Source organism: Salmonella sp. SJTUF15581 (assembly GCF_043356775.1).
Classification (GTDB): Bacteria; Pseudomonadota; Gammaproteobacteria; order Enterobacterales; family Enterobacteriaceae; genus Salmonella; species Salmonella enterica.
On sequence record NZ_JBEUJY010000005.1, the window covers coordinates 28659 to 52200 of the forward strand.

The 23542-nt window shown below is 52.1% G+C and carries 19 protein-coding genes; 8 read left to right on the forward strand and 11 right to left on the reverse strand.

The window, feature by feature from the left end; translation table 11 throughout:
• Window positions 1–3: 3 nt before the first annotated feature.
• Window positions 4–2046, reverse strand: coding sequence for an oligopeptidase A (gene prlC, locus ABVN36_RS10855; protein WP_023138192.1), 2043 nt, complete (start codon window positions 2044–2046; stop codon window positions 4–6).
• A 162-nt stretch (window positions 2047–2208) separates the two neighbouring features.
• Window positions 2209–2862, reverse strand: a complete 654-nt coding sequence (locus ABVN36_RS10860; RefSeq protein WP_000469190.1) for a hypothetical protein — start codon at window positions 2860–2862, stop codon at window positions 2209–2211.
• 277 nt (window positions 2863–3139) lie between these two features.
• On the opposite strand from ABVN36_RS10860, the gene ABVN36_RS10865 reads away from it, so the two are divergent.
• From ABVN36_RS10865 to gorA, 3 genes are all read left to right on the forward strand, one after another.
• A complete protein-coding gene (locus ABVN36_RS10865; RefSeq protein ID WP_033903584.1) occupies window positions 3140–3583 on the forward strand; it encodes a hypothetical protein in 444 nt (147 codons plus the stop codon).
• Between the two features lie 120 nt (window positions 3584–3703).
• Complete coding sequence (locus tag ABVN36_RS10870; RefSeq protein ID WP_000954233.1) at window positions 3704–4546, forward strand: 23S rRNA (adenine(2030)-N(6))-methyltransferase RlmJ; 843 nt, start codon at window positions 3704–3706, stop codon at window positions 4544–4546.
• Between the two features lie 104 nt (window positions 4547–4650).
• Entirely contained in the window at window positions 4651–6003 is a 1353-nt protein-coding gene (gorA, locus tag ABVN36_RS10875) for a glutathione-disulfide reductase (protein ID WP_000160780.1), read from the forward strand.
• Between the two features lie 46 nt (window positions 6004–6049).
• On the opposite strand, the gene fraE is transcribed toward gorA, so the two are convergent.
• The 5 genes from fraE to ABVN36_RS10900 form a co-directional block, all read right to left on the reverse strand.
• Window positions 6050–7093 (reverse strand): fructose-asparagine asparaginase, encoded by a 1044-nt coding sequence (fraE, locus tag ABVN36_RS10880; RefSeq protein ID WP_023138194.1) that lies wholly within the window; start codon window positions 7091–7093, stop codon window positions 6050–6052.
• Window positions 7094–7151: 58 nt separating this feature from the next.
• A complete protein-coding gene (locus ABVN36_RS10885; protein WP_000498935.1) occupies window positions 7152–8471 on the reverse strand; it encodes an anaerobic C4-dicarboxylate transporter family protein in 1320 nt (439 codons plus the stop codon).
• A 53-nt stretch (window positions 8472–8524) separates the two neighbouring features.
• A complete protein-coding gene (gene fraD / locus ABVN36_RS10890; protein ID WP_023138195.1) occupies window positions 8525–9370 on the reverse strand; it encodes a fructose-aspartate kinase in 846 nt (281 codons plus the stop codon).
• Window positions 9371–9433: 63 nt separating this feature from the next.
• On the reverse strand, window positions 9434–10411 hold the full coding sequence (fraB, locus tag ABVN36_RS10895; RefSeq protein ID WP_077908604.1) for a 6-phosphofructose-aspartate deglycase: 978 nt from the start codon (window positions 10409–10411) through the stop codon (window positions 9434–9436).
• A 175-nt stretch (window positions 10412–10586) separates the two neighbouring features.
• The gene (locus ABVN36_RS10900; protein WP_000572566.1) at window positions 10587–11306 is read right to left on the reverse strand and encodes a GntR family transcriptional regulator; all 720 of its coding nucleotides are present in this window, start codon (window positions 11304–11306) and stop codon (window positions 10587–10589) included.
• A gap of 325 nt (window positions 11307–11631) precedes the next feature.
• On the opposite strand from ABVN36_RS10900, the gene ABVN36_RS10905 reads away from it, so the two are divergent.
• Complete coding sequence (locus ABVN36_RS10905; RefSeq protein ID WP_000934252.1) at window positions 11632–13281, forward strand: alpha,alpha-trehalase; 1650 nt, start codon at window positions 11632–11634, stop codon at window positions 13279–13281.
• Between the two features lie 12 nt (window positions 13282–13293).
• Here ABVN36_RS10905 and ABVN36_RS10910 read toward each other — a convergent pair whose 3' ends face one another.
• Entirely contained in the window at window positions 13294–14883 is a 1590-nt protein-coding gene (locus ABVN36_RS10910; RefSeq protein ID WP_000185003.1) for an STY4199 family HEPN domain-containing protein, read from the reverse strand.
• A 280-nt stretch (window positions 14884–15163) separates the two neighbouring features.
• Here ABVN36_RS10910 and ABVN36_RS10915 point away from each other — a divergent pair, with 280 nt between their 5' ends.
• On the forward strand, window positions 15164–15520 hold the full coding sequence (locus tag ABVN36_RS10915; RefSeq protein ID WP_023138197.1) for a glycoside hydrolase family protein: 357 nt from the start codon (window positions 15164–15166) through the stop codon (window positions 15518–15520).
• 5 nt (window positions 15521–15525) lie between these two features.
• Here the strand turns inward: ABVN36_RS10915 and ABVN36_RS10920 are convergent, their stop codons facing one another.
• Window positions 15526–16128: a response regulator transcription factor gene (locus ABVN36_RS10920; RefSeq protein ID WP_001196081.1), complete on the reverse strand. Its 603-nt coding sequence runs from the start codon at window positions 16126–16128 to the stop codon at window positions 15526–15528.
• Between the two features lie 630 nt (window positions 16129–16758).
• Between ABVN36_RS10920 and ABVN36_RS10925 the strand changes: the two genes are divergently transcribed.
• The 3 genes from ABVN36_RS10925 to ABVN36_RS10935 all read left to right on the forward strand — a co-directional run bounded on the left by ABVN36_RS10925 (window position 16759) and on the right by ABVN36_RS10935 (window position 20432).
• The gene (locus ABVN36_RS10925; RefSeq protein ID WP_000358046.1) at window positions 16759–17658 is read left to right on the forward strand and encodes a LysR family transcriptional regulator; all 900 of its coding nucleotides are present in this window, start codon (window positions 16759–16761) and stop codon (window positions 17656–17658) included.
• A gap of 72 nt (window positions 17659–17730) precedes the next feature.
• On the forward strand, window positions 17731–18759 hold the full coding sequence (yhjD, locus tag ABVN36_RS10930; RefSeq protein ID WP_000191230.1) for an inner membrane protein YhjD: 1029 nt from the start codon (window positions 17731–17733) through the stop codon (window positions 18757–18759).
• 350 nt (window positions 18760–19109) lie between these two features.
• Window positions 19110–20432: an MFS transporter gene (locus ABVN36_RS10935; RefSeq protein WP_001148981.1), complete on the forward strand. Its 1323-nt coding sequence runs from the start codon at window positions 19110–19112 to the stop codon at window positions 20430–20432.
• A 39-nt stretch (window positions 20433–20471) separates the two neighbouring features.
• Here the strand turns inward: ABVN36_RS10935 and ABVN36_RS10940 are convergent, their stop codons facing one another.
• The gene (locus tag ABVN36_RS10940) at window positions 20472–22532 is read right to left on the reverse strand and encodes an AsmA family protein (protein WP_023138198.1); all 2061 of its coding nucleotides are present in this window, start codon (window positions 22530–22532) and stop codon (window positions 20472–20474) included.
• A gap of 109 nt (window positions 22533–22641) precedes the next feature.
• Window positions 22642–23409 (reverse strand): cyclic-guanylate-specific phosphodiesterase, encoded by a 768-nt coding sequence (gene pdeH / locus ABVN36_RS10945; RefSeq protein ID WP_000595624.1) that lies wholly within the window; start codon window positions 23407–23409, stop codon window positions 22642–22644.
• Window positions 23410–23542: the final 133 nt, after the last annotated feature.

Genomic DNA, 23542 nt, shown 5'->3' on the forward strand with positions numbered 1-23542 from the left:
AAATCAGCCTTTAATCCCGTAATGCTCCAGCATCGCGTCCAGCTGTGGTTCACGGCCACGGAAGCGTTTAAAGAGTTCCATCGGCTCTTCAGAACCACCGCGAGTCAGGATGTTATCAAGGAACGACTGACCGGTCTCACGGTTGAAAATGCCTTCCTCCTCAAAGCGGGAATAAGCGTCCGCCGCCAGTACGTCGGCCCACAGATAGCTGTAGTAGCCTGCCGCATAGCCGCCAGCAAAGATATGGCTGAACGCATGTGGGAAGCGGCCCCATGTCGGTGACGGCACCACGGCGACCTGTTTTTTGATTTCAAAGAGCGTCTCAAGAATTTTCGCTCCTTGCTGCGGATTAAATTCCGCATGCAGACGGAAATCAAACAGACCGAACTCCAGCTGACGCAGAATAAACAGCGCCGCCTGATAGTTTTTCGCCGCCATCATTTTATCCAGCAGTTCCTTCGGCAGCGGTTCGCCGGTCTCATAGTGGCCGGAGATAAACGCCAGCGCTTCCGGCTCCCAGCACCAGTTTTCCATAAACTGGCTTGGCAGTTCGACCGCGTCCCACGGCACGCCGCTGATACCGGAGACCCCGGCGGTCTCAATGCGGGTCAGCATATGATGCAGGCCATGACCAAACTCGTGGAACAGGGTGATCACTTCGTCATGGGTAAACAGAGCGGGTTTACCGTTCACCGGACGGTTGAAATTACAGGTCAGATAAGCGACCGGCTTTTGCAATGTGCCATCCGCTTTACGCATCTGGCCGACACAGTCGTCCATCCACGCCCCGCCGCGTTTGTGTTCGCGCGCGTACAGGTCAAGGTAGAAGCTGCCGCGCAGCTCGTTATTTTCGTCATACAGTTCAAAGAAACGCACTTCCGGGTGCCAGACATCAACGTCAGTACGCTCTTTGGCAGTGATGCCGTAAATACGTTTCACCACTTCAAACAGGCCATTCACGGCTTTGTTTTCCGGGAAGTACGGACGTAGCTGCTCATCGCTGATGCTGTACAGGTGCTGTTTTTGCTTTTCACTGTAGTACGCGATATCCCACGGTTGCAGCTCCTCAACGCCAAATTCGGCTTTGGCGAAGGCACACAGCTGGGCCAGCTCTTTTTCCCCCTGCGGACGGGCGCGTTTCGCCAAATCGGTCAGGAAGTCGAGCACCTGCTGCGGGTTTTCCGCCATTTTGGTGGCCAGAGATTTAAAGGCGTAGCTTTCGAAGCCCAGCAGTTGTGCCAGTTCGTGACGCAGCGCGAGGATCTCTTCCATTACCGGGGTGTTGTCCCACTTGCCCGCGTTCGGCCCCTGATCGGAGGCGCGGGTGGAGTAGGCGCGATACAGCTCTTCACGCAGAGCCTGGTTGTCGCAGTAGGTCATTACCGGCAGGTAGCTTGGGATATCCAGGGTCAGCAGGTAGCCTTCCTGCTCTTTGGCTTCAGCCTGGGCTTTCGCTGCCGCCAGAGCGCTTTCCGGCATTCCCGCCAGCTCGGCTTCGTCGGTGATGAGCTTCGTCCAGCCCATGGTGGCATCGAGCACGTTGTTGCTGTACTGGTTGCCCAGCTCAGACAGGCGAGTGGCGATTTCACCGTAACGCTGCTGTTTCTCTTTCGGCAGGCCGATGCCGGACAGTTCAAAATCACGCAGCGCGTTATCGACCGCTTTCTTCTGCGCGGTATTCAGAGTGGCGTAATGATCGCCGTCGCGCAGGTCGCGGTACGCGTTGTACAGTCCTTCATGTTGCCCAACCCAGGTGCTGTATTCAGACAGCAGCGGCAGCGTCTGTTCGTAGGCTTCACGCAGCTCCGGACTATTTTTCACCGAGTTTAAGTGGCTAATTGGCGAGAAAATACGCCCCAGAACATCGTCTGCTTCCGCCAACGGCTGGCAGAGGTTTTCCCAGCTATACGGCGCGCCATGCGCCACAACGCCTTCTACCGCCGCCCGGCAATCGGCCAACGCTTTGGTGACCGCAGGCACCACATGCTCCGGTTTAATTGCAGAAAAAGGCGGCAGTGAAAAAGACGTTAGTAATGGATTGGTCATATGCGCAGTCCTGGTCTAAAAAAGAAATGAAGCGCTCTATCGCGCTTTCGCTATGGATCTAGAATGGGGGATAGTTGGGGGAATTTCAATGATGGTGGGCGCTCATTTCACCCGTGCAGCAACGCCAGCATCCGAACGTAGGCATTGCTGCTGAATCCAATTTTAACGACTGAAGATCAGTAGCTGTAACGGCATAGTGACAATATCCAGCGCCAAAGTTACCGGCAGCAACACTCTGCCAAATTTTGCCCCGGACATACTGCGCTGATACTGATAGAACTCAACGGTGAAAGGATGGTAAAACGCTAGCTGCTGAGTAACGCTCTGATCTTTATTTTTCTGATGGATAGTCCCCTTCAGGTCCATGACGGATAGCGTGCAATTTACCGCGCCGTCTGCACAAATAAACCCATAGCCTACCGCTGCCAGTTTATCTTTCTCGTCCACCCAGGCGTAAGTCACATTGACTTCACCCGTAAACTCCTTCTTATCTGTATCAATCAGGAATTTAACACCATCCTTTACTCGCATTTTATCCCGGCGAATAGTCGCATCTTTTAACAGCGCCACCACATTATCGCCGCCCTGAGTCAACAGGTAGTCAAAATGTTCGCCAACAAACACCCAGCCCGTTTTCCCGTTGCTATCTTTACCTAAGGAAAGCGCGGTAACGGTATCCGATTTCCAGGTAGACTGATGACGATTGCCATCTTTATCGGTGGCAAGTATCAGCCCAAATGAAAGACAGCCCGACAGCGAACAGCAAACCAGTAATAAAAACAGCGTGCGAACGACACATTTTCCATAATGGAACATCAATGAATCCTTTCTTTTCTATTATTAGCGCTATCGTTTTAATCAAATAAACAAGGTAAAACCAGCACTATCATCATAATAAAAACGATTTCAGAATAAGACCCGACAGGGGTAAGTCGGTGGACGCGTCGCGGCATGATTAGCGTTAAATTCAGATAGGTTTTTCATGGGCGTTTTTCTGAAAACAGGGCCGTGGCATCAATCGCTGTCATTTTTGCGCAAACTGCCCATGTATAATATTCTCAACTTTTTCGTTTCTGGAATACAAGGATTGTATATGACCACGTTATTACAGTTTATTGTACTGATATTTATTGTTTTCTTTATTTTCCCTGGGCGAAAAATTTTCCGTCGGAGTAAGCATCTGCAAGATGGCCGTAAATTAATTTCATCTTCTTCGCTGATGCTGCGAAAATTTGGCAGTTCTCGCGGCTATAACGCGGATTACTACTTTGACATGCAGTACCTCTATGAAGTCGCGGACGGTATCACCACCGCGATACCACTCACCAGCATCATTGAGGCGAAACCGGGAACAACGAGAGTCAGTGGTCGTTCAGTCTGGTCAGTCGACTGGATAACAGCGGAAGGGCAAAGAAAACAGACGCGCTTCCTTCATAACTACACCCTATTCAATCAAAGTTTTGCCACCTTCCTTAAGACCGTGAAACAGGCCAATCCAGACGCCTGCATCACTTCGTTGACGTTATTTACGCTCTGACGCCACAGCCTACTTGTTTTTCCTCCTGGCCAACGGCGATAAAAGCGCAAGAGCGGTAATCTCTACGGATCTGCGGTAAACTATCGGCTAACTTGTTTACTTCCCGGAATATCTGCATCCATGCTCAGTTATCGTCACAGCTTTCACGCTGGCAACCACGCCGACGTCCTTAAACATACCGTTCAGAGCCTGATCATCGAGTCGCTAAAAGAGAAAGAAAAACCGTTTCTCTATCTGGACACGCACGCGGGCGCGGGGCGTTATCAGTTGGGCAGCGAACATGCTGAACGTACCGGAGAGTATCTGGAAGGCATCGCCCGTATCTGGCAGCAGGACGACCTGCCCGCCGAACTGGAACCGTATATTAGCGTCGTAAAACATTTCAACCGCAGCGGGCAGTTACGCTACTATCCGGGCTCCCCGTTAATCGCCCGCCAGTTGCTGCGTGAGCAGGACAGTCTGCAACTCACGGAATTGCATCCCAGCGACTTCCCACTGTTGCGCGCGGAGTTTCAAAAAGACAACCGCGCCCGTGTGGAACGCGCTGACGGCTATCAGCAACTGAAAGCCAAATTGCCGCCGGTTTCCCGCCGCGGTCTGATCCTCATTGACCCGCCTTATGAAATGAAAACCGATTACCAGGCGGTAGTCAGCGGCATCAGCGAGGGTTATAAACGTTTCGCCACCGGGACATACGCGCTATGGTATCCGGTGGTGCTCCGCCAGCAAATTAAGCGCATGATTCATGATCTGGAGGCCACCGGCATCCGTAAAATCCTGCAAATTGAGCTGGCGATCCGCCCGGACAGCGATCAGCGCGGGATGACGGCGTCCGGTATGATCGTGGTTAACCCGCCGTGGAAACTGGAGCAGCAGATGAACAACGTGCTACCGTGGCTGCACAGCAGGTTGGCGCCAAACGGTCACGGACACACTTCGGTAAGCTGGATCGTGCCGGAGTAATCACAGCCATCGGTGGAACCTTTCACCTTCAGGTATACAATCGCGAATATTTTGGCGGGTAGCGCAGAATCTATCCGTCCGACAACGAACATAAAGGAGCGGTCATGACCAAACACTATGATTACATCGCTATCGGCGGCGGCAGCGGCGGTATCGCCTCGATTAACCGCGCCGCTATGTACGGCCAGAAATGCGCGCTCATCGAAGCCAAAGAACTGGGCGGCACCTGTGTTAACGTGGGCTGCGTGCCGAAGAAAGTGATGTGGCATGCCGCGCAGATTCGTGAAGCGATTCATCTGTATGGCCCGGACTACGGTTTTGACACCACGATTAATCAGTTCGACTGGAGCAAGCTGATTGCCAGCCGTACCGCGTATATTGACCGCATCCATACTTCATACGACAACGTGCTGGGCAAAAATAACGTGGATGTGATTAAAGGCTTTGCCCGCTTTGTCGATGCCAAAACCATTGAAGTGAACGGCGAAACCATCACCGCCGACCATATTTTGATCGCTACCGGCGGCCGTCCGAGCCATCCGAGCATTCCAGGCGTGGAATACGGCATTGATTCCGACGGTTTCTTTGCGCTGTCTGCCTTGCCGGAGCGCGTCGCAGTGGTAGGCGCAGGTTATATCGCCGTTGAACTGGCTGGCGTTATCAACGCGCTGGGGGCGAAAACGCATCTGTTTGTCCGTAAACATGCGCCGCTGCGCAGTTTTGACCCGATGATTAGCGAAACGCTGGTTGAGGTGATGAACGCCGAAGGCCCGCAACTGCATACTCACGCCGTGCCGAAAGCGGTGGTGAAAAACGCCGACGGCAGTCTGACTCTGGAACTGGAAGATGGCCGCAGTGAAACCGTTGATTGCCTGATCTGGGCCATTGGTCGCGAACCGTCGACCGACAATATTAATCTGGCGGCAGCAGGCGTGAAAACCAATGAAAAAGGTTACATCATCGTTGATAAATGGCAGAACACGAACGTAGAAGGCATTTACGCTGTTGGCGATAACACCGGCGCAGTGGAGTTAACGCCAGTCGCCGTCGCCGCCGGTCGCCGTCTCTCCGAACGCCTGTTTAACAACAAGCCGGACGAGCATCTGGACTACAGCAACATCCCGACCGTGGTCTTTAGCCATCCGCCTATCGGCACCGTCGGGTTAAGCGAGCCGCAGGCGCGCGAGCAGTACGGCGACGAGCAGGTGAAAGTCTATAAATCATCGTTTACCGCTATGTATACCGCGGTAACGACACACCGCCAGCCGTGCCGTATGAAGCTGGTCTGCGTCGGGCCGGAAGAAAAAATTGTGGGTATCCACGGTATCGGCTTCGGCATGGATGAAATGTTGCAGGGCTTCGCGGTAGCACTGAAGATGGGCGCTACCAAGAAAGACTTCGATAATACCGTCGCCATTCACCCGACCGCATCGGAAGAGTTTGTGACCATGCGTTAATATCTTGTGCGCCCATCTTCGAGGGTGGGCGCACAAGCCTGCATGATTAATACGTACTGAAATAACTCTGGATCAGTTCCGGATTACGCGTCTGAGTTAATGCCGTCATCAGCAAGACTCGCGCCTTCGCCGGGTTGAGCGAGTCAGACACCAGCCCTGGCTGCCCTTTATCCAACGGTACGACGCCGTTTCCGGTGCGGGAAGCGCGCACCACTATAATCCCGGCTTTCTCCGCTTTTTTAATCCCCGCGTCGCTGCGTACCGAGACCGAACCTGCGCCGGTTCCGGCATAAATAATACCGTCCGCGTGATGGGCGATCGCCGCATCATACATATATTCCGGGTCGTCCTGATAGCCGTAAATAATCACCACATTGGGTAATTTCTTGATATTACGTACGTCAAAAACAGAGCGCAGGGTATGAATTTTTTCCACCCGCGTTTCGAACTGTGGCTGACCATTAACGATGACCCCCAGATAGCCCTCTTCCGGCGCTTTAAAGGTATCCAGAGTCGTGGCATTAGTTTTCGTCACAAAGCGCGCCGAACCAATACGATCGTTTAAAACCACCATCACGCCGCGTCCCTTCGCATTCGGGTCAGCAGCCACCGTGACCGCTTCCAGCAGGTTCATTGCGCCATCGGCGCTGATTGCCGACGCGGGCCGCATTGCAGCGGTAAACACCACCGGTTTGTCGCTTTTCACGGTCAAATTAAGAAAGTAGGCGGTTTCATCGAGCGTGTCAGTGCCATGAGTAATAACCACACCGTCAACATCGTCCCGCGCCAATAACGCATTCACCTTCTGTGAAAGTTTCAGGATGATATCGCTGGTCATATTTTCGCTACCAATATTCGCCACCTGCTCGCCGTCAACGCGAGCGATATTATTCATTTCCGGCACGGCATTTATTAATGTTTGCACGCCAAGTTCACCAGATTTATATCCGGCGGTTTGCGTATTATTGGCTGCCGCCCCGGCGATAGTACCGCCTGTCGCGAGAATAACAATATGCGGTAGTGACGTTGTGCTAAATACACAGTGGCTGATGAGCAGCAACACGGTGGCCATGAAAACTCTAATTTTCATTTTCTTCCTCTGAATTAAAAATAATAAGTGACGTGTGCTATAAAAAATTTAATAACAATCAGGCCAGAACCATTTTTCCTATTAACAGCCCGACAATGACCGAGACAATCACGTTAACTAATCCCGGACGCATAAAACTATGGTTAAGCACATATTTGCCAATACGCGTCGTACCGGTATCGTCAAACGCCAGCGCCGCCAGACACTGTCCCGCCACCGGAATAAAGAAATAGCCGTTAACGGCAGGCCAGGAACCGATTAATGCATAAGCGGGCAACCCTAACGCCAGCCCCAGCGGCAACAGAATTAACGTCGTTGCCGCCTGGCTGCTGACCATAGCGGACACGAAAAACATCATAATGGCGATAAGCCAGGTATGCTGTTGCAATAGAGTTTGCACTTCTGCCTTAATCAACGCGATATGACCATTCACGAACGTCTCACTCATCCAGGCCAGGCCGAAGGCGCAGACAATCGCCAGCGCGCCCGCCCGAAATACCGTACCGCTGATAATCTGATCGACCTGCGGCCGACATAACAACACAATCAGGCAGGCAAAAGAGAGCATCGTAATCTGGATAGCGGCGGACATCGAAAGCGGTTGTAGCCCTTTCGCTGTTTCCACCATGGGCCGCAGCGCCGGAATCAGTCCTAACAGAACGATAACGATCGCGCTGGTCAGAAATAACGCCACCGACAATTTGGCGCGCGAAGTGACCACCGTATTTTTACTTTCTTTCTGCGCAGGTTTAATTAACCCTTCAGCAAGCCGACGTTGATATTCCGGATCGTCTTTTAACTCTTTTCCTTTATTAAAGGTCGCTATTGCCCCCATCGCTACACCGATTAACGTGGCAGGCACGCAAATCATCATAATGGTTGAAATAGAGACGCCCAACGGCGCCATTAAACCAATCATCGCCGCCATGGCGGCAGATATAGGGCTGGCGGTGATCGCCTGTTGCGATGCGATAACGGAAATAGATAAAGGACGTTCCGGTCGAATACCAGAATCCCGTGCGACTTCAGAAATAACCGGTAACAAGCTATAAACGACATGCCCCGTTCCTGACATAAAAGTGAAGATATAACAGATAAACGGCGCTAATAACGTAATGTAACGAGGGTGGCGACGCAGAATTTTTTCCGCCAGTTTGACCAGTAAATCCAGCCCGCCGGAGGCCTGTAAAGAAGCGGCCGCCAGGACAACAGAAAGAATAATCAGAATAACATCAATCGGTGGCGTAGAAGGCGTCAAGCCAAAAATAAAAACCATCACGCCGACGCCTAACCCGCCGACCATCCCTAAAAATACGCCGCCGATCCTGGCGCCTATCATCAGGGCCACAAGGATAAAACATAATTCCGTCCAAAACATACTTCCTCCTGGGTTATCTGGAGTGAGTGTCGCTTTACATTGAGGGACGTAACCTATTGTGCAAACGGTTTACCAAAACCAAATGCGCCGTAATGAGATAACACCTGCGCCGCCGATTTCCCGCCCTGCCGCATGGCGCGTAACACGCTTTCTTTATCGGGTTCCGCCATACCCGATTGCAAAATGGAAAGCAAAAAACCGGTTAAGAAGGCGTCGCCTGCGCCCAGCGTATCGACAGGTTCGATATAAGCAGGTTGCCACTCCAGATAATCCGCGCCGGAAAAATAATAAACTTTTTCATGCCCGCAGGTGGCAATAATATGCCGACAGCCATAACGATAAAGTTTATTGAGTTTTATTTTGATTTCATCTGGCGATAACCCGCTACAGGAGACAAATCCATAATCTACCCACGGGCATACCTTTTCAAAATAGTCGTCTGTACCGCGCCCGGAAAAATCAAAAGAGAGTAAGACAGTTTGTTGTTTAATTTTCTCCAGTTCCGATTCCAGGTGGCCGTTAATACTGGAATGGACTAAGGTAAATTGTGATATATAGCGAAGATCGTCGTCAGACAGACTAAAAGGATGTTCCCGCAATACGCCGTTTTTGTTGCTGGCGACAAATTGCCGATCGCCATGCGAGAGACGGATACAGGCATACCCATTTTCGCCGGTATAATGGCGGCTGTGAGAGATGTCTATCTGTAGCTGGTGTAATACATCCTGTACGTGCTGCGCGGCGTCGTCATTGCCAAACGCCCCCATAAACGCGCTGGGGATGTCTGCTAATTTCGCATAGACAGCAAAATTTAATGCATTACCGCCGGGGTACATGATGCCGGAATCCAGGTATTTATCGACAACGTTGTCGCCAATACCCAATATGCTGATGCTCATCATTATTCCTTGTTTGTCTTTACAATAAAAAGCGTCCCTGCTTTTTTATCCATCCTGATGTAATTAATATTCCACTTTCCACATATAGCGGCGCGTCGTTAACGGATGCTGACGCGCCTCAGCTAACGCCCGATTGTAAACGGGATAAACGTTATTAAAGAGAGAGTGGTTAAAGTAATCAATAACCGTGGTTTTAATGGTCGATAGCCCCAGCTCTTTCGCATCGACAACTTCAATCCGGCGGCCATATTTTTTCAGGAAGTTTAACGCGCGTTCATCCACCGCCCGCGTATTGCCCTCGGAAAACTGGAAGAAGAAAGGCGTATTCGCATCGGTAATTTCAAACGGCCCGTGGAAAAACTCACCGCTATGAATACAGGCGGAATGTATCCATTGCATTTCCATAAAGATGCAGATGCTCTGTAGGTAGGCTGCGCCATAGCCCGCGCCGCTGGCGACGGTGTAAATGACTTTATCGTCTTTATATTCCTGCGCGAACGCCTGCGCGCGTTCCGCAACCTGCTCGCAAGCGCGCCAGACGATACGGTTGATTTTGCTGACGCCATCCTGAAAATCGTCATAGTACGCATACCCTTCCGTCTGCTGGAGCAGTTCGACCGCACTCAGCAGGCCTTTCATCGTTTTCTCTCCGGCAATATCTTTACCGTCGCCAAACGTGTACGTTTCCACATAGTCGCAATGCGCCACCAACGGTGAATCCATTATCCAGGTTAAACCAATGACCGGCGCGCCGTGCTGACGGGCGATTTCAGCCGCTTTAATTGTCTCTGGCGTATTACCTTTGTGGGAGGCGACAACCACAACGGCATTTTCTCCCAGCGCTACCGGCGGGTTGTTAATAAATTCTCCGCTGTTATACAGACCGACAGTCAACGCTTTCGCTTCTTTTTCTAAGAATGCTTTCGCCGGATAGAACGCCGCATAAGAACCGCCGCACGCCACGTAATAGACGTGTTTAACGCCCCCTTTCTCTGCCTGGCTGGTCACAATATTGCTAACTGTCTCTTTCATACCCATCATGCTTTCCTCTGGTTCCATCAATGATACAGGCGAGGATTCGCCATAAATGACTCATAATGTATTATTATTTTTATATGACATTTAAAAACATTTGATCAAGATGGAAACCAAAAAAAATCGGGATCCGCGATCTGGATCCCGATTCAGCCTGCTCTTCGTTAGCGTAATGCTGACATCATACGGTAAACCGTATTTTATCGCCGACAATCAACTGTTGCGAAACGCAGGAGAGTTCTCCTTTGTTATCAATCATTTCACTTTTTATCAGGATCAGCGGATAACCCTCGTTGACGCCAAGATAATGGGCGACTTCAAAGCTGGCATAAACCAGTTCGATCATCTTACGGGAGTGGGTAAACCATAAATGGTATTTCTCGCGTAAGCATTCATACAAAGAGTGATTATTAAGATCTTCGTCCAGCAAAAACGCAAAACGAGGGGGAAGATGTACGGTTTCCAGCGATACCGCCACATCGTCGGCATAGCGGATACGTTCAATGACGACCGCTTTTTCGCCATCGTTCATATTCAGTAACGCTTTTGTCTCATCATCAACCGATTCAAAAACGGATTTGATGGTGCGTGACCCCGGGCGACGTCCCTGGGACTGGCATAACTCGCTGAAACTCATGATGCCGGTCATGCTGCGCTGAAATTTCTCACCAGAGACAAAGGTGCCTTTGCCGGAGACACGGGTCAGCAAATTTTCACGCGTCAGCGCATCCAACGCCTTACGGACCGTGACCCTGCTCACCTGCCAGCGCGCGCTCAGTTCATTTTCCGTCGGGATCTGCTGGCCTGGTTTATACTCTCCACGCGCAATGGCCTCTTTTAAGGCGGCCTCAAGCTGCTTATAAAGCGGTTTGGCGCTTTTACTGTCGGGTTGCTCGATCATTTGTATCCATTTGTATTATCATGGTGCCATAGCTTGTATTATAACTATTTACGTTACCTTTGCTTGTGAATCCACGCCATGCGGTGACGTAGTGATACCGCTATGAAACGAATGTTCTGATTTTAGGTCTGGGGCGGGCGTCATGAAAATAGGATTTTCGCAATACTATTCAGTAAGTTATAAATTGTTTTTCTTGAGAGACAAATTGCAAAATGTGATCTATCGCACACTTTGCCACTCAGGTATCGAAGCGAATGTCTACGCTTAATAGACAGCCGGGCAACACCCGTATCTTTTACGACGCAAGCCGGAGGTCCTTGTCATTATGCTCAACCAGAAATTAAACCCCACGCCTTCTGAAGATCTGACTATTGATGTCGATCTGCTTTATGAAACAGACCCGTGCGAGTTAAAGCTGGATGAAATGATCGAGGCGGAACCGGAGCCGGAGATGATCGAGGGGCTTCCCGCCTCTGACGCCCTGACCCCTGCCGATCGGTATCTCGAACTGTTCGAGCATGTACAGTCAACAAAACTGTTTCCAGACAGTAAAACGTTCCCGGACTGCGCGCCGAAGATGGACCCGCTTGATATCCTGATCCGCTACCGTAAGGTCAGACGCCACCGTGATTTTGACTTACGCCGCTTCGTCGAGAACCATTTCTGGCTACCGGAAACCTTATCCAGCGAGTATGTCTCTAACCCCGAAAACTCGCTCAAAGAACATATTGACCAGCTTTGGCCGATACTGACGCGCGAACCGCAGGATCATATTCCGTGGTCTTCGCTGCTGGCGCTGCCGCAATCCTATATCGTGCCGGGAGGCCGCTTTAGCGAAACCTATTATTGGGACTCTTATTTTACCATGCTGGGTCTGGCGGAAAGCGGGCGCGAAGACTTACTTAAATGTATGGCGGATAATTTCGCCTGGATGATTGAAAACTATGGCCATATTCCCAACGGCAACCGGACCTATTATCTGAGCCGCTCGCAGCCGCCGGTTTTCGCCCTGATGGTTGAACTGTTCGAAGAAGATGGCGTACGCGGCGCGCGGCGTTATCTCGACCATCTCAAAATGGAATACGCCTTCTGGATGGACGGCGCCGAATCGCTGGCGCTCAACCAGGCTTATCGCCACGTTGTGCGGATGCCGGACGGTTCCCTGCTGAACCGCTACTGGGACGATCGCGACACGCCGCGCGACGAGTCCTGGCTGGAAGATGTCGAAACTGCAAAACACTCCGGTCGTCCGCCCAATGAAGTCTACCGGGATTTGCGCGCCGGGGCGGCGTCCGGCTGGGACTATTCTTCACGCTGGCTACGCGATGCGGGCCGGCTTGCCAGCATACGTACGACCCAGTTTATCCCTATCGATTTGAACGCTTTTCTGTATAAACTGGAGAGCGCTATCGCCAATATTTCAGCACTGAAAGGCGAACGTGACACCGAGGCGCTATTTCACCAGAAAGCCAGCGACCGACGCGCCGCCGTGAACCATTATCTGTGGGATGATGAAAACGGCTGTTATCGGGACTATGACTGGCGACGCGAAGAAATGGCGCTCTTTTCCGCTGCCAGTATCGTGCCGCTGTATGTCGGTATGGCGAACCATGAGCAGGCCGACCGTCTGGCAAATGTGGTACGCAGCCGTCTGCTAACGCCCGGCGGGATTATGGCGACCGAATACGAAACCGGCGAACAGTGGGATAAACCGAACGGCTGGGCACCGCTGCAATGGATGGCGATCCAGGGCTTCAAACGGTATGGCGACGATATGCTGGGCGATGAAATCGCCCATAACTGGTTAAAAACGGTGAACCATTTTTATCAGGAGCACCATAAACTGATCGAGAAATACCATATTTCCGGCGGTACGCCCCGCGAAGGCGGCGGGGGCGAGTATCCGCTACAGGACGGGTTCGGCTGGACCAATGGCGTGGTGCGCCGCCTGATTGGCCTTTACGGAGAGCCTTAACCTGCTCCGGCCTCAGTGAATCGCATCATAAATGGCTGACTGAATTTTCAGCCATTTTTTATTGTCTGCGCTGGGCCGGGCCTGAGCGCGCAGTCGGGCCTGCTCCGTATCGTGCTGCTGGCGCGTCACAACAGCCGGAACGGTGCAAAACGTTTGCAAATAGGTTTTATGCATCGCGGTCAGCGGCGCGCCGCTCGACATGTCATGACTTAACGTTGTGATAAATCGTCGGCAGGGTTTGACCTCATCCATCAGCGCGGGATAACGCAACAACAATTGCAGCACCTCGGTATGTCCTGCCGCAAACGCCTGCTCCGTCCACGCGAGCTGCCAGTTCATTCCGCCCTGGAGGAACAGCGCCGTCACCCGCGTATCATTGCGCTCTATCGCCGCCCGCATGGTAAACGCATCCCAGGTAATCCCCATATGATTGAGCGTTTCCCGCGCGGAAGGCGCCTCGCGCGGCGGTTCATCCTGCGCCATTGCGGGAGTTTGCCCGTTATCGGAGCCTGGCGACGGCGAACTAAATAGCCAGAACGCGCCCGCCAGTATCGCCAGCGTCATGACGCCAACCGCGCCCCACAAAGCGCCGGAAATAAGTTGCTCACGCTCTTCAGGCGTACGCGGAGGCCGCTTACGCGGTGGTTCTATGCTCTCGCTAATCTCATGCTTATCTCCCCCGGCCTGCCGATCTTTAAGCCGCGCGGTTTCCCAGAACTGGCGCAATTCACGTTCATCCGCCAGCAGAAACGAAGCGGGATTCACGCGGGTACGTTTTTCGGCATAGGCGCGCTGGATGGGCCGAACGATTTGCTGATACTGAACGTTTAGCAGCATAAGCTGCGCTGAGGTGAGCGGCTGCCTGGCGATAACCTCGTTTCGCGCGAGGCGGCAATCATCCAGAAACATACGCAGAGTGGTGCGCGACTCGGCGAACAGCGTTAACGCTGAGGCGTCATTAAAAATTCTGACGTAATGACGGGCAAACAATTTTTTATCGACCACCATAAGCGCCAGTTCGCTGAACAACATGCCCTCCAGCGCATGTTGATCTTCTCCCTGTTTTAACCACTGGCGCAAACGGTCCGGGCCAAAATGTTGCTTGAGGTAGTGATTCAGCGACGCCCGATCCGGCCATGCGCGCGCAATAAGCGCTTTTAACGTCAGTTCTATCGCCCGAAGCTGACGCTGCGCCTCAAGATGCGCCTCCTGGTCGGGGTCTTCCAGCTCAGTTTGATACGTCAGTAGCGGCTGCTGCTGACGTAGATGTTCCAGCGAGGTGACAAAACGCAACGCGGCAAGGAGTTGATTTTCGCTCACCTCTTGCCCGCTGTCATACTGGGGAACATGCTGCTGAAGGTGACGCAGTTGCAGCATAAACTGGCTCAACTGCGCGTCATTTATCCGCAATTTTTTCGCCACCGCGCCCCAACCGCCCAGGTTAAGACGCGCCTGCTCAAGTTGTTCCATGAACCACCGGGGCTCTTTTCCCTCGGTGGTATGAATACCCAGCAGCAGCAGGATTTCTATTGATGCCTGGCGGATAATCCCCAGGCTATGTTCAAAAGGCGCGCGTGTCGCCTGCGAAGCGCTATTCGTCATTATCTTCCCTAAAAAGACGATCCCGCGACGAGATCTTCGTTTTCTTTTAATTATGTTTTTTCATAGATATAACAGATTCAGCCACATTTCAGTGACTTAATCTTAATGATTGCAAATTTATAAGAAGATCGGTTACTAACCAAAAACATCAGTTTTTCATTCTGTCAACGCGGCGTGACGCTGAACGGCATAGACCTTTTCCCTGCCTGCGTTTGGCCGTCTGACCGCTAGCCACGCGTGCAGCACACTTTATAATCGCGCTTTTTATGAGAAAGATGCCATGCCGCACATTTCATCTCGCTTTAGCTCCGCCTGCATCGCGTTTATTAAACAGTGGCAGGGTCTGTCGCTGGAAAAGTATCGCGATCGCCAGGGTAACTGGGTGATTGGTTACGGGCATATGTTGACGCCGGATGAGACGCTGACGTTCATTACGCCCGACCAGGCGGAGGCATTCTTGCTGGATGACCTCAATAGCTGCGATATGCTGCTACAGAATTGTTTGCCGGAACTTAACGATTGGTTTCAACGCGAAACGCTTATTGCGCTGATGTTCAGCATCGGACATCAGCGTTTTTTATCATTAATCAATACGGGTGATATTTCACCGCCAGAAATAAGCGGACTGCGAATTTAACGTCGTTAATTCGATTCATTTAACATCATGGCGGCCTGGGTACGATTTTTTACATCCAGCCGCCGGTAAAGCGACTCCAGATGCGCTTTAACCGTCCCGGTACTAATATTTAACGCCCGCCCAATTTGTTTATTTGATTCTCCTGCGGCAAGCATCTGTAAAATTTCCCGCTGGCGGGCGCTTAACGCTTTTATATCACGGGACTCCAGCTCCGTTGAATTTAACCAATCCCCCGGTAAAAACATCATCCCGCGAGCGACAGCATTGAGCGCAAGGACAAAGGTTTCGGCATCAGAATCGCGTGGCACCACGGCCTGAACGTTAAATTGCATGACTTCATGCAGCCACTTTTGACTGCCATCCATCGCCGTGATAATAATCTTCACCTCCGGAAATTGCTGCGCGATTCTTTGTAGCACCTCGCGGCAAAATTCAGCATCCAGGCCGCTATCCAGCATGACCAGCGCATCCGGCGCGCTTTCTATTTTTTGCCAGAGTTCTTCTGCCTGACCGACACTCTGGATACTTATTCCTGGAATGTGCTGCTGCAAACTGATTTTCATTCCATGAATAAATATTGACTGCCTGTCAAACATGATTACCTGCATTACTTTTCTCCACCTGGGTAAGATAATAGTCTCAAGATGAGGAAGGGTATTACCCGTAGGGTAAAATAAGAAGTCGCCATTTGGTATAGGCCATTTTACCGATAGTCATTGGTTGAGGAAGGGAAAGGTTATGAATATTTACAGCTTCAACATCGGGATTACAGAATTCGCTAAAATTAGCCTTTTAAAGTAAGGAATATCTTATTAGCGCGAACAGCCAAGGCTAATTTGAATATTAATTCAATGAAGAGTACGCCTGGCGCGTCACAAAGGAAATATCTGCTTTTCGCCTGATGTGTTACAAAAAATAAAGTAGCACATTTTGTTAAAAAATAGCCAATCCGCCTGAAAACCGCGACGATGGGTCAATGACAATACCGTGTATGTACATGCATTTCTCTCTCCCACTACACCCGCGGCTATCAGCGTGTTTTACCGCTCTCGTCCCGTTTATCGGCTTTTTGGCGCTAAAATGCCTGGCCGGAAGGCGATAAATCCGCCGCGCAACGCGATCAGACGTATTCGTCACGCGAGCAATGATTGCGAAAGGGCTTATTAGGTGCTAGAAAATCAATAAAACCAGCCGCTTCAGCGTCACTGTTTCAATAAGAACAATAATAGAGCCTGATGATGGATAAAATATATGCAATGAAATTGTTTGTACGCGTGGCGGAACGGGAAAGTTTTTCCCGCGCAGCAGAGGATATCGGCCTTCCCAAAGGCAGCGTCTCACGGCAAATACAAGCGTTAGAACATCAACTGGGCATCCGCCTGCTCCACCGCACCACCCGGCGGGTACAGCTTACTCAGGACGGAATGGTTTACTACGAACGGGCAAAAGATCTGTTGAGTAACCTGGATGAACTGGAGGGTCTTTTCCAGCCTGATCCCGCCAGTATCAGTGGCAAAATACGGGTAGATATACCGCCATGTCTCGCAAACAGCCTCATCATGCCGCGCCTGCCCACTTTTTTGCATCAGTATCCCGGCATTGCGCTGGAACTTTGTAGTAGCGATCGACAGGTCGATTTACTACGGGAAGATTTCGACTGCGTGGTGCGCACAGAACCGCTACATGCGCCAGGGATACTGACGCGCCCGCTTGGCAAACTGAGGAGGGTGAACTGCGCCAGCCCACAATACCTGGCGCGCTTTGGGTATCCAGAAAACCTTGACGACCTCGCCTCACATGCGGTGGTGCATTATTCATTGACGCCGGGAGTCTCTTCACCGGGTTTTGCCTTTGAAACTCCCCACGGTATGCAGTGGGTAAAAACCGGCGGAATGCTAACGGTAAACAGTACGGAAACCTGGCATACGGCCTGTCTGGCAGGATTAGGGATCATTCAGACGCCGCGCATTGCTGTACGGGAGGCGTTACGCGCCGGAACGCTCATTGAAATTTTACCGCAATATCGCGCCGCTCCACTGCCGGTGACGCTGCATTATCCCCATCGCCGTAATCTTTCCCGCCGGGTACACCTGTTTATGGTATGGCTGACTGAAACCATTAAAGAGGCCGCAGAGTAGCCGCATTTTCAGCATCCACCGGGGAGAAGCTATACTGACATATTCTATTAATGATGAAGGACTACCGACCTGATGACGCAGGAAAATGACGTAAAACGCCCTATTCAGGAACTGGAGCACGACCCGATACAAAAAATAGAAACGCAGCCGCATGACGCCCCGGAAAAAAACGAAAAGGCAAATCAGGCGTTGCATTCCGTCACCTCCCTGGTGCAAAAAATTCAGCGTCAACCGATGGTGGCCCACCTCATTCGCGCGACCGAACGTTTTAACGATCGACTGGGTAATCAGTTTGGCGCGGCTATCACCTACTTTTCGTTTCTGTCGATGATCCCGATAATGATGGTGTCCTTTGCCGCGGCAGGTTTTATCCTCGCCTCGCACCCTAATCTACTGGAAGATATTTTCAGCAAGATATTGATGAATGTGAGCGATCCTACGCTGGCGTCCACGCTTAAAAATACGATTAATACGGCGGTTCAACAGCGTACCACGGTAGGGCTGGTCGGACTGGGTATCGCGCTCTATTCCGGCGTTAACTGGATGGGCAACCTGCGGGAAGCGATTCGCGCCCAGTCACGGGACGTCTGGGAGCGCAAGCCGCAGGATCAGGAGAAAATCTGGCTCAAATATCTGCGCGATTTTATCTCGCTGATTGGATTATTAATCGCTTTAATCATTACGCTGTCCATTACTTCCATTGCCGGTTCCGCCCAGCAGATGATCATCTCCGCCTTGTACCTCGACAGCATCGAATGGTTAAAACCGGCCTGGCATTTGATCGGTCTGGCCATCTCTATTTTTGCCAACTATCTGCTTTTCTTCTGGATTTTCTGGCGACTGCCTCGCCATCGTCCCCGTAAAAAAGCGTTGATTCGCGGGACATTTATCGCCGCTATCGGTTTTGAGGTGATTAAAATCATTATGACCTATACGCTGCCGTCACTGGTGAAATCGCCTTCCGGCGCGGCGTTTGGCTCCGTACTCGGTCTGATGGCATTCTTCTACTTTTTTGCCCGCCTGACGTTATTCTGCGCGGCCTGGATAGCCACCGCCGAATACAAGGACGACCCGCGAATGCCGGGTAAAACGCAACGCTAGTCTGCGGCTTGCTGCCGAATGGCACGCACGGCGTCGTCATTCGGCCTACTGATGTGTAGATCCAGGCCGGGCAAGCAAAGCGTACCCGGCGGTACAATCAGGCACGTCCTTCCGCCTCATCTCATTGTTTCAGCATATAAATCCAGTAATTAACTTTTATTTAACCCGAAACCAGTTTTATCCACCAATTCTAAAATTATGTGAAGCATTTCATAGACGCAAAATGGCTGGCTTAAACATTATCCCCTTTTTGCGCTTTTTTTGACCATTTTTGGCTTTTGTTACACATTGAAATATAACTTTTGCTGTGCGTAATATGGCTATTCGTTCGCTAAAAATAAGAAAATAGTATGCAAGCAACCGCCACAACACTCGACCATGAGCAGGAACATGTTCCGGTAAACTCACGCAATAAAGTCGTTATTGCCTCGCTTATCGGCACCGCGATTGAGTTCTTCGACTTCTATATTTACGCCACCGCTGCGGTGATCGTGTTCCCCCTTATCTTCTTCCCCCAGGGCGATCCCACTGCGGCAACGCTACAATCGCTCGCCACCTTCGCTATCGCGTTTGTGGCGCGTCCGATTGGCTCTGCGCTATTCGGCCACTTCGGCGACCGGGTAGGCCGCAAAGTCACGCTGGTGGCTTCGCTGCTGACGATGGGGATCTCCACGGTTATTATCGGTCTGTTACCGGGCTACGCGACGATAGGTATTTTCGCGCCGCTGCTGCTGGCGCTGGCGCGTTTCGGTCAGGGACTGGGGCTGGGCGGCGAATGGGGCGGCGCGGCGTTATTAGCGACGGAGAATGCGCCGCCGCGCAAACGCGCGCTGTATGGCTCCTTCCCGCAGTTGGGCGCGCCGATCGGCTTCTTCTTTGCCAATGGCACCTTCCTGTTGCTCTCCTGGCTGCTGACCGACGAGCAGTTTATGAGCTGGGGCTGGCGCGTGCCGTTTATCTTCTCGGCGGTGCTGGTGATTATCGGCCTGTATGTGCGCGTGTCGCTGCATGAAACGCCGGTGTTTGCGAAAGTCGCCGCAGCGAAAAAACAGGTAAAAATACCGCTGGGCACGTTGCTGACGAAGCATGTCCGCGTAACCATTCTCGGCACGTTTATCATGCTGGCGACCTACACGCTGTTCTATATCATGACCGTCTATTCCATGACTTACAGCACTGCCGCCGCGCCGGTAGGGCTTGGCTTGCCGCGCAATGAAATACTGTGGATGCTGATGATGGCGGTGATTGGTTTCGGCGTGATGGTGCCCGTCGCCGGCCTGCTGGCGGACGCATTTGGCCGTCGGAAAAGCATGGTCATCATTACCACGCTCATCATTCTCTTCGCGTTGTTCGCCTTTACCCCGCTGCTGGGTTCAGGCAATCCAGCGCTGGTATTCGTATTCCTGTTGTTAGGCCTGAGCCTGATGGGACTGACCTTCGGCCCAATGGGAGCGCTGCTGCCGGAGCTATTTCCGACGGAAGTGCGCTATACCGGCGCATCGTTTTCCTACAATGTGTCATCAATTCTGGGCGCTTCCGTCGCGCCATATATTGCCGCATGGCTGCAAAGCCACTACGGGCTGGCGGCGGTAGGGGTTTACCTGGCGTCAATGGCGGCGCTGACGCTGATTGCACTGCTGTTAACCCATGAGACGCGTCATCAGGCGTTGTAATAGGGCGCCGGATGGCGTCATCCGGCGCTACGTTTCACGTTACTGCTTCATCTGCGTTAAAATTGTCCGGCACTGATTGGCTTCGCCCTCAGAGGGCGAAATGAGCGCCAATAGCGCGGCGGCGGGCGTTACCAACGTCGCCAGCGCTGCCGCAACCGCGCCGCGCGCAATCAGCGGGCCGGGCTTGACGCCCGCCTGCGGATTTTTAAATGTCCCGCGCACGTACAGCGGCGATCGCAGCGTAATAATACGAATCCCTTTACTTTCCGGATCAATGGTTAAATCGAGCTGTTCAGAGGCGAAGCTCGCCGTACCGGTCACGTTAATCAACGCATTTTCTGTATCAAAAGCAAAAATTTGCGGTCGCGCCACGCCGTTCGCAATATTGAGATTCGCCGCCGCGCAGTTAACCCGCACTTCGTCATCGCCAAAAATCTGCCCGACAATATAGTTGCCGACGTTCAGCCCCACGATTTCCATCAGGTTGCGGCTAATCAATCCATCATTCATCAATAATTTCAGATTGCCGTTACTGTTGCCAAGCAGCGCGGCGACCGAGTTGCCCGTCCCGCGAATATCCGCATCGCCGTTCAGCTCGCCCAGCGTTTTCTGCATCAGCTCCACATCCGGCATCAGTTCTTTAAGCTTCAGCCGACGCGCCTGTATATCCGCCCGCCCCTGCATTGGCTTTTTATCCCCTTCCAGATGGATGTTGGAGACAATACTGCCGCCTGCCAGACCAAACTTCAGCGGCTGTAGACGTAAGTCGGCGTTTTTCAGGATGATATGGGTCGAAAGATCGCTAATCGGTAGACTGCCGCCATGCTCAATACGTCGGCCTTTAAACCGGACATCGGCGTCCATAACGTCCCATTTGTCGGTTTCAAAGCGATCGTAAGGCAACACTTTATCCGCCGGCTGAACATTCTTCTCGCCTTTGCGCTGTTCAGACCGTTTCGACTGCTCAGCGTCTTTCCCGGAATCCACGCCAATCAGCGGCCCAAGATCGGCCAGTCGTAACTGGCGCGATTCGACATCGCCTTCCAGTTTAGGGCGCGGTTTACCGGTGGTATAAGTGAGGGAACCGTGGATATCACTGTCGCCAATGCGCCCGTTAAAACCGCGATAATCAAATACCGATGACTTTTCGGCGTCAATTTTCGCCACCAGTCGCCCATCGGTCTCAAACGGCGGCGTATCCGGCAGCAGCACGCCGGTTAAATCATATAAATCGCCCAGTGAATCGCCAGAGAATTTAAGCCGCAGATCGACGCCGCCCATTTTCATCGGCTCGTTCACCACGCCGCTAAAAGCCACCCGCGTGTTGCCAGAGCGGAAATCGGCCTGCACAGGAAAAGGCGTACTTTCGCTGCGTAGCGCCAGCATACCGCCTATTTTCCCCGTACCGGTCAACGGTTCCCCGTTATAACGCCCCTGCGCCTTCAGGCCGAAGACATAGTCGCCCACGGTGGATTTGTCTGCTTTGCCTTTCGTTCCCGTCACTTCGCTGAACGGCAACGGTTTGCCTAACGGATCGACCAGAATAGTGATATCCGCTTTACTGACCTTATCATCGATCGCGATTCGCCCCTGGTCGAAGAGAATATTATCCAGCCGGAAGGACCAGGCGGAAGGTTTAGCATTGGGGTCCGTATTCTTGTCTTGCGTGAGGTTAAAGGTCCAGTTATTGGTTTTCTCGGACAGACGAATAAGACGCGCGTCGGGTTTCACCAGTTTGATCCACGGCAGCCAGACGGTTTTGGTCAGGAGCGCCAGCGGGGCAAGCGTCGCCTCAACGCGTGGCAGATGCACCATCGTGACTTCCGGAATATCCGGCGGATTGCCGAGAATGACGTCTTCCGCGTGAACATGCGGCCACGGTACCCAGCTTCGCCAGCCGGTTTCCTGTTTTTGGCGTTCCCACACCACGCCTAAATCGCCGCGAATAGCGAAAGGCCGGTTCAATTCGGTAGAGACTTTCTGGTTGATGGTCGGTTTGAGGCGGTTCCAGTCAAATGTTGCGATCAACAAAATCACTATGACGATCAACAACAAGAAAGTCCCTGTGATGGCGGCGGTTATTTTGCCTGCTTTAGTCATGTGTTATTTCCTCACTTCTTCCCTTGCCTGTCCTAAAGATAGTTCAGCCAGACGAAAAAGGAGGATGACCGCGCCTCGTAATACCACGTATTACGGGAACAGTCTGGCGTTACAGGGTCAGAATCACCTCTTCGAGCGATATCAGCGGCACGGGTCGAGAAAGAAAATAGCCCTGGGCGGCAAAGGCGGGCGAACGCTGCACATCACGCCACTCTTCCAGCGTCTCCACGCCCTCGACAATAACGCCGCGGCAGTAGCGGTTCATCAGTTGCAGCAGCAGAGTGAACAGGTTGCGTCCCTCCGCGGACTGACGCAGCATGACGAACAGCTCGCGCGCCACTTTAATGTAGTCATAACGCACTTCGCTCAGCGCTGAAAAATTGGCCATGCCTGTACCAAAATCATCCAGCCACAGCGGGCCGAACTCACACATCGAGGCGAAAGAGGAGTCTTTCGGCAAACGAATATGTTCCACCAGTTCGAAACGCAGCCAGGGTAAGCGCTCCATCGCTGCCAGAATGTCCGGCTGTCGTCGCATGGCAATCAGCGTAGGGCCGTCGACATTGACCGATGCCAATAAGTGATGGCGAGTGAAAAAATCCGCTTTTTGTTCAAGCTGATGAAGTTGTTCTTTCACTACGTCAATGCGGTGTCGAACCGCTAACTCCGCGAAATAACGATCCGGGGCAATACGTCTGGAAGGGTTATCAGGATGGGTGACGACAGTGAGAAGTTCAACCGCCATCAGACGGCCATCCGTCTGGTATATCGGCTGGTAAGTATAGGCACGCTCGCATTGCAGCCAATAGCGCCGTTCCTGCAAATTCTCTATACCTGCATCAGGAACGCGTAGCTGCTGGATAACCTGCTTTATCATCTCAGTTGTCCTGTTAATGGGAGTGTGACTGTCCGGACTCGTCAAAGGTTATCGGCGTTCAGGCAGAGAACTTTACCCTCGGTCCCTGGCAAAATAAAAACAGACCCCGAAACTTGTCAAAAATACGCACTTG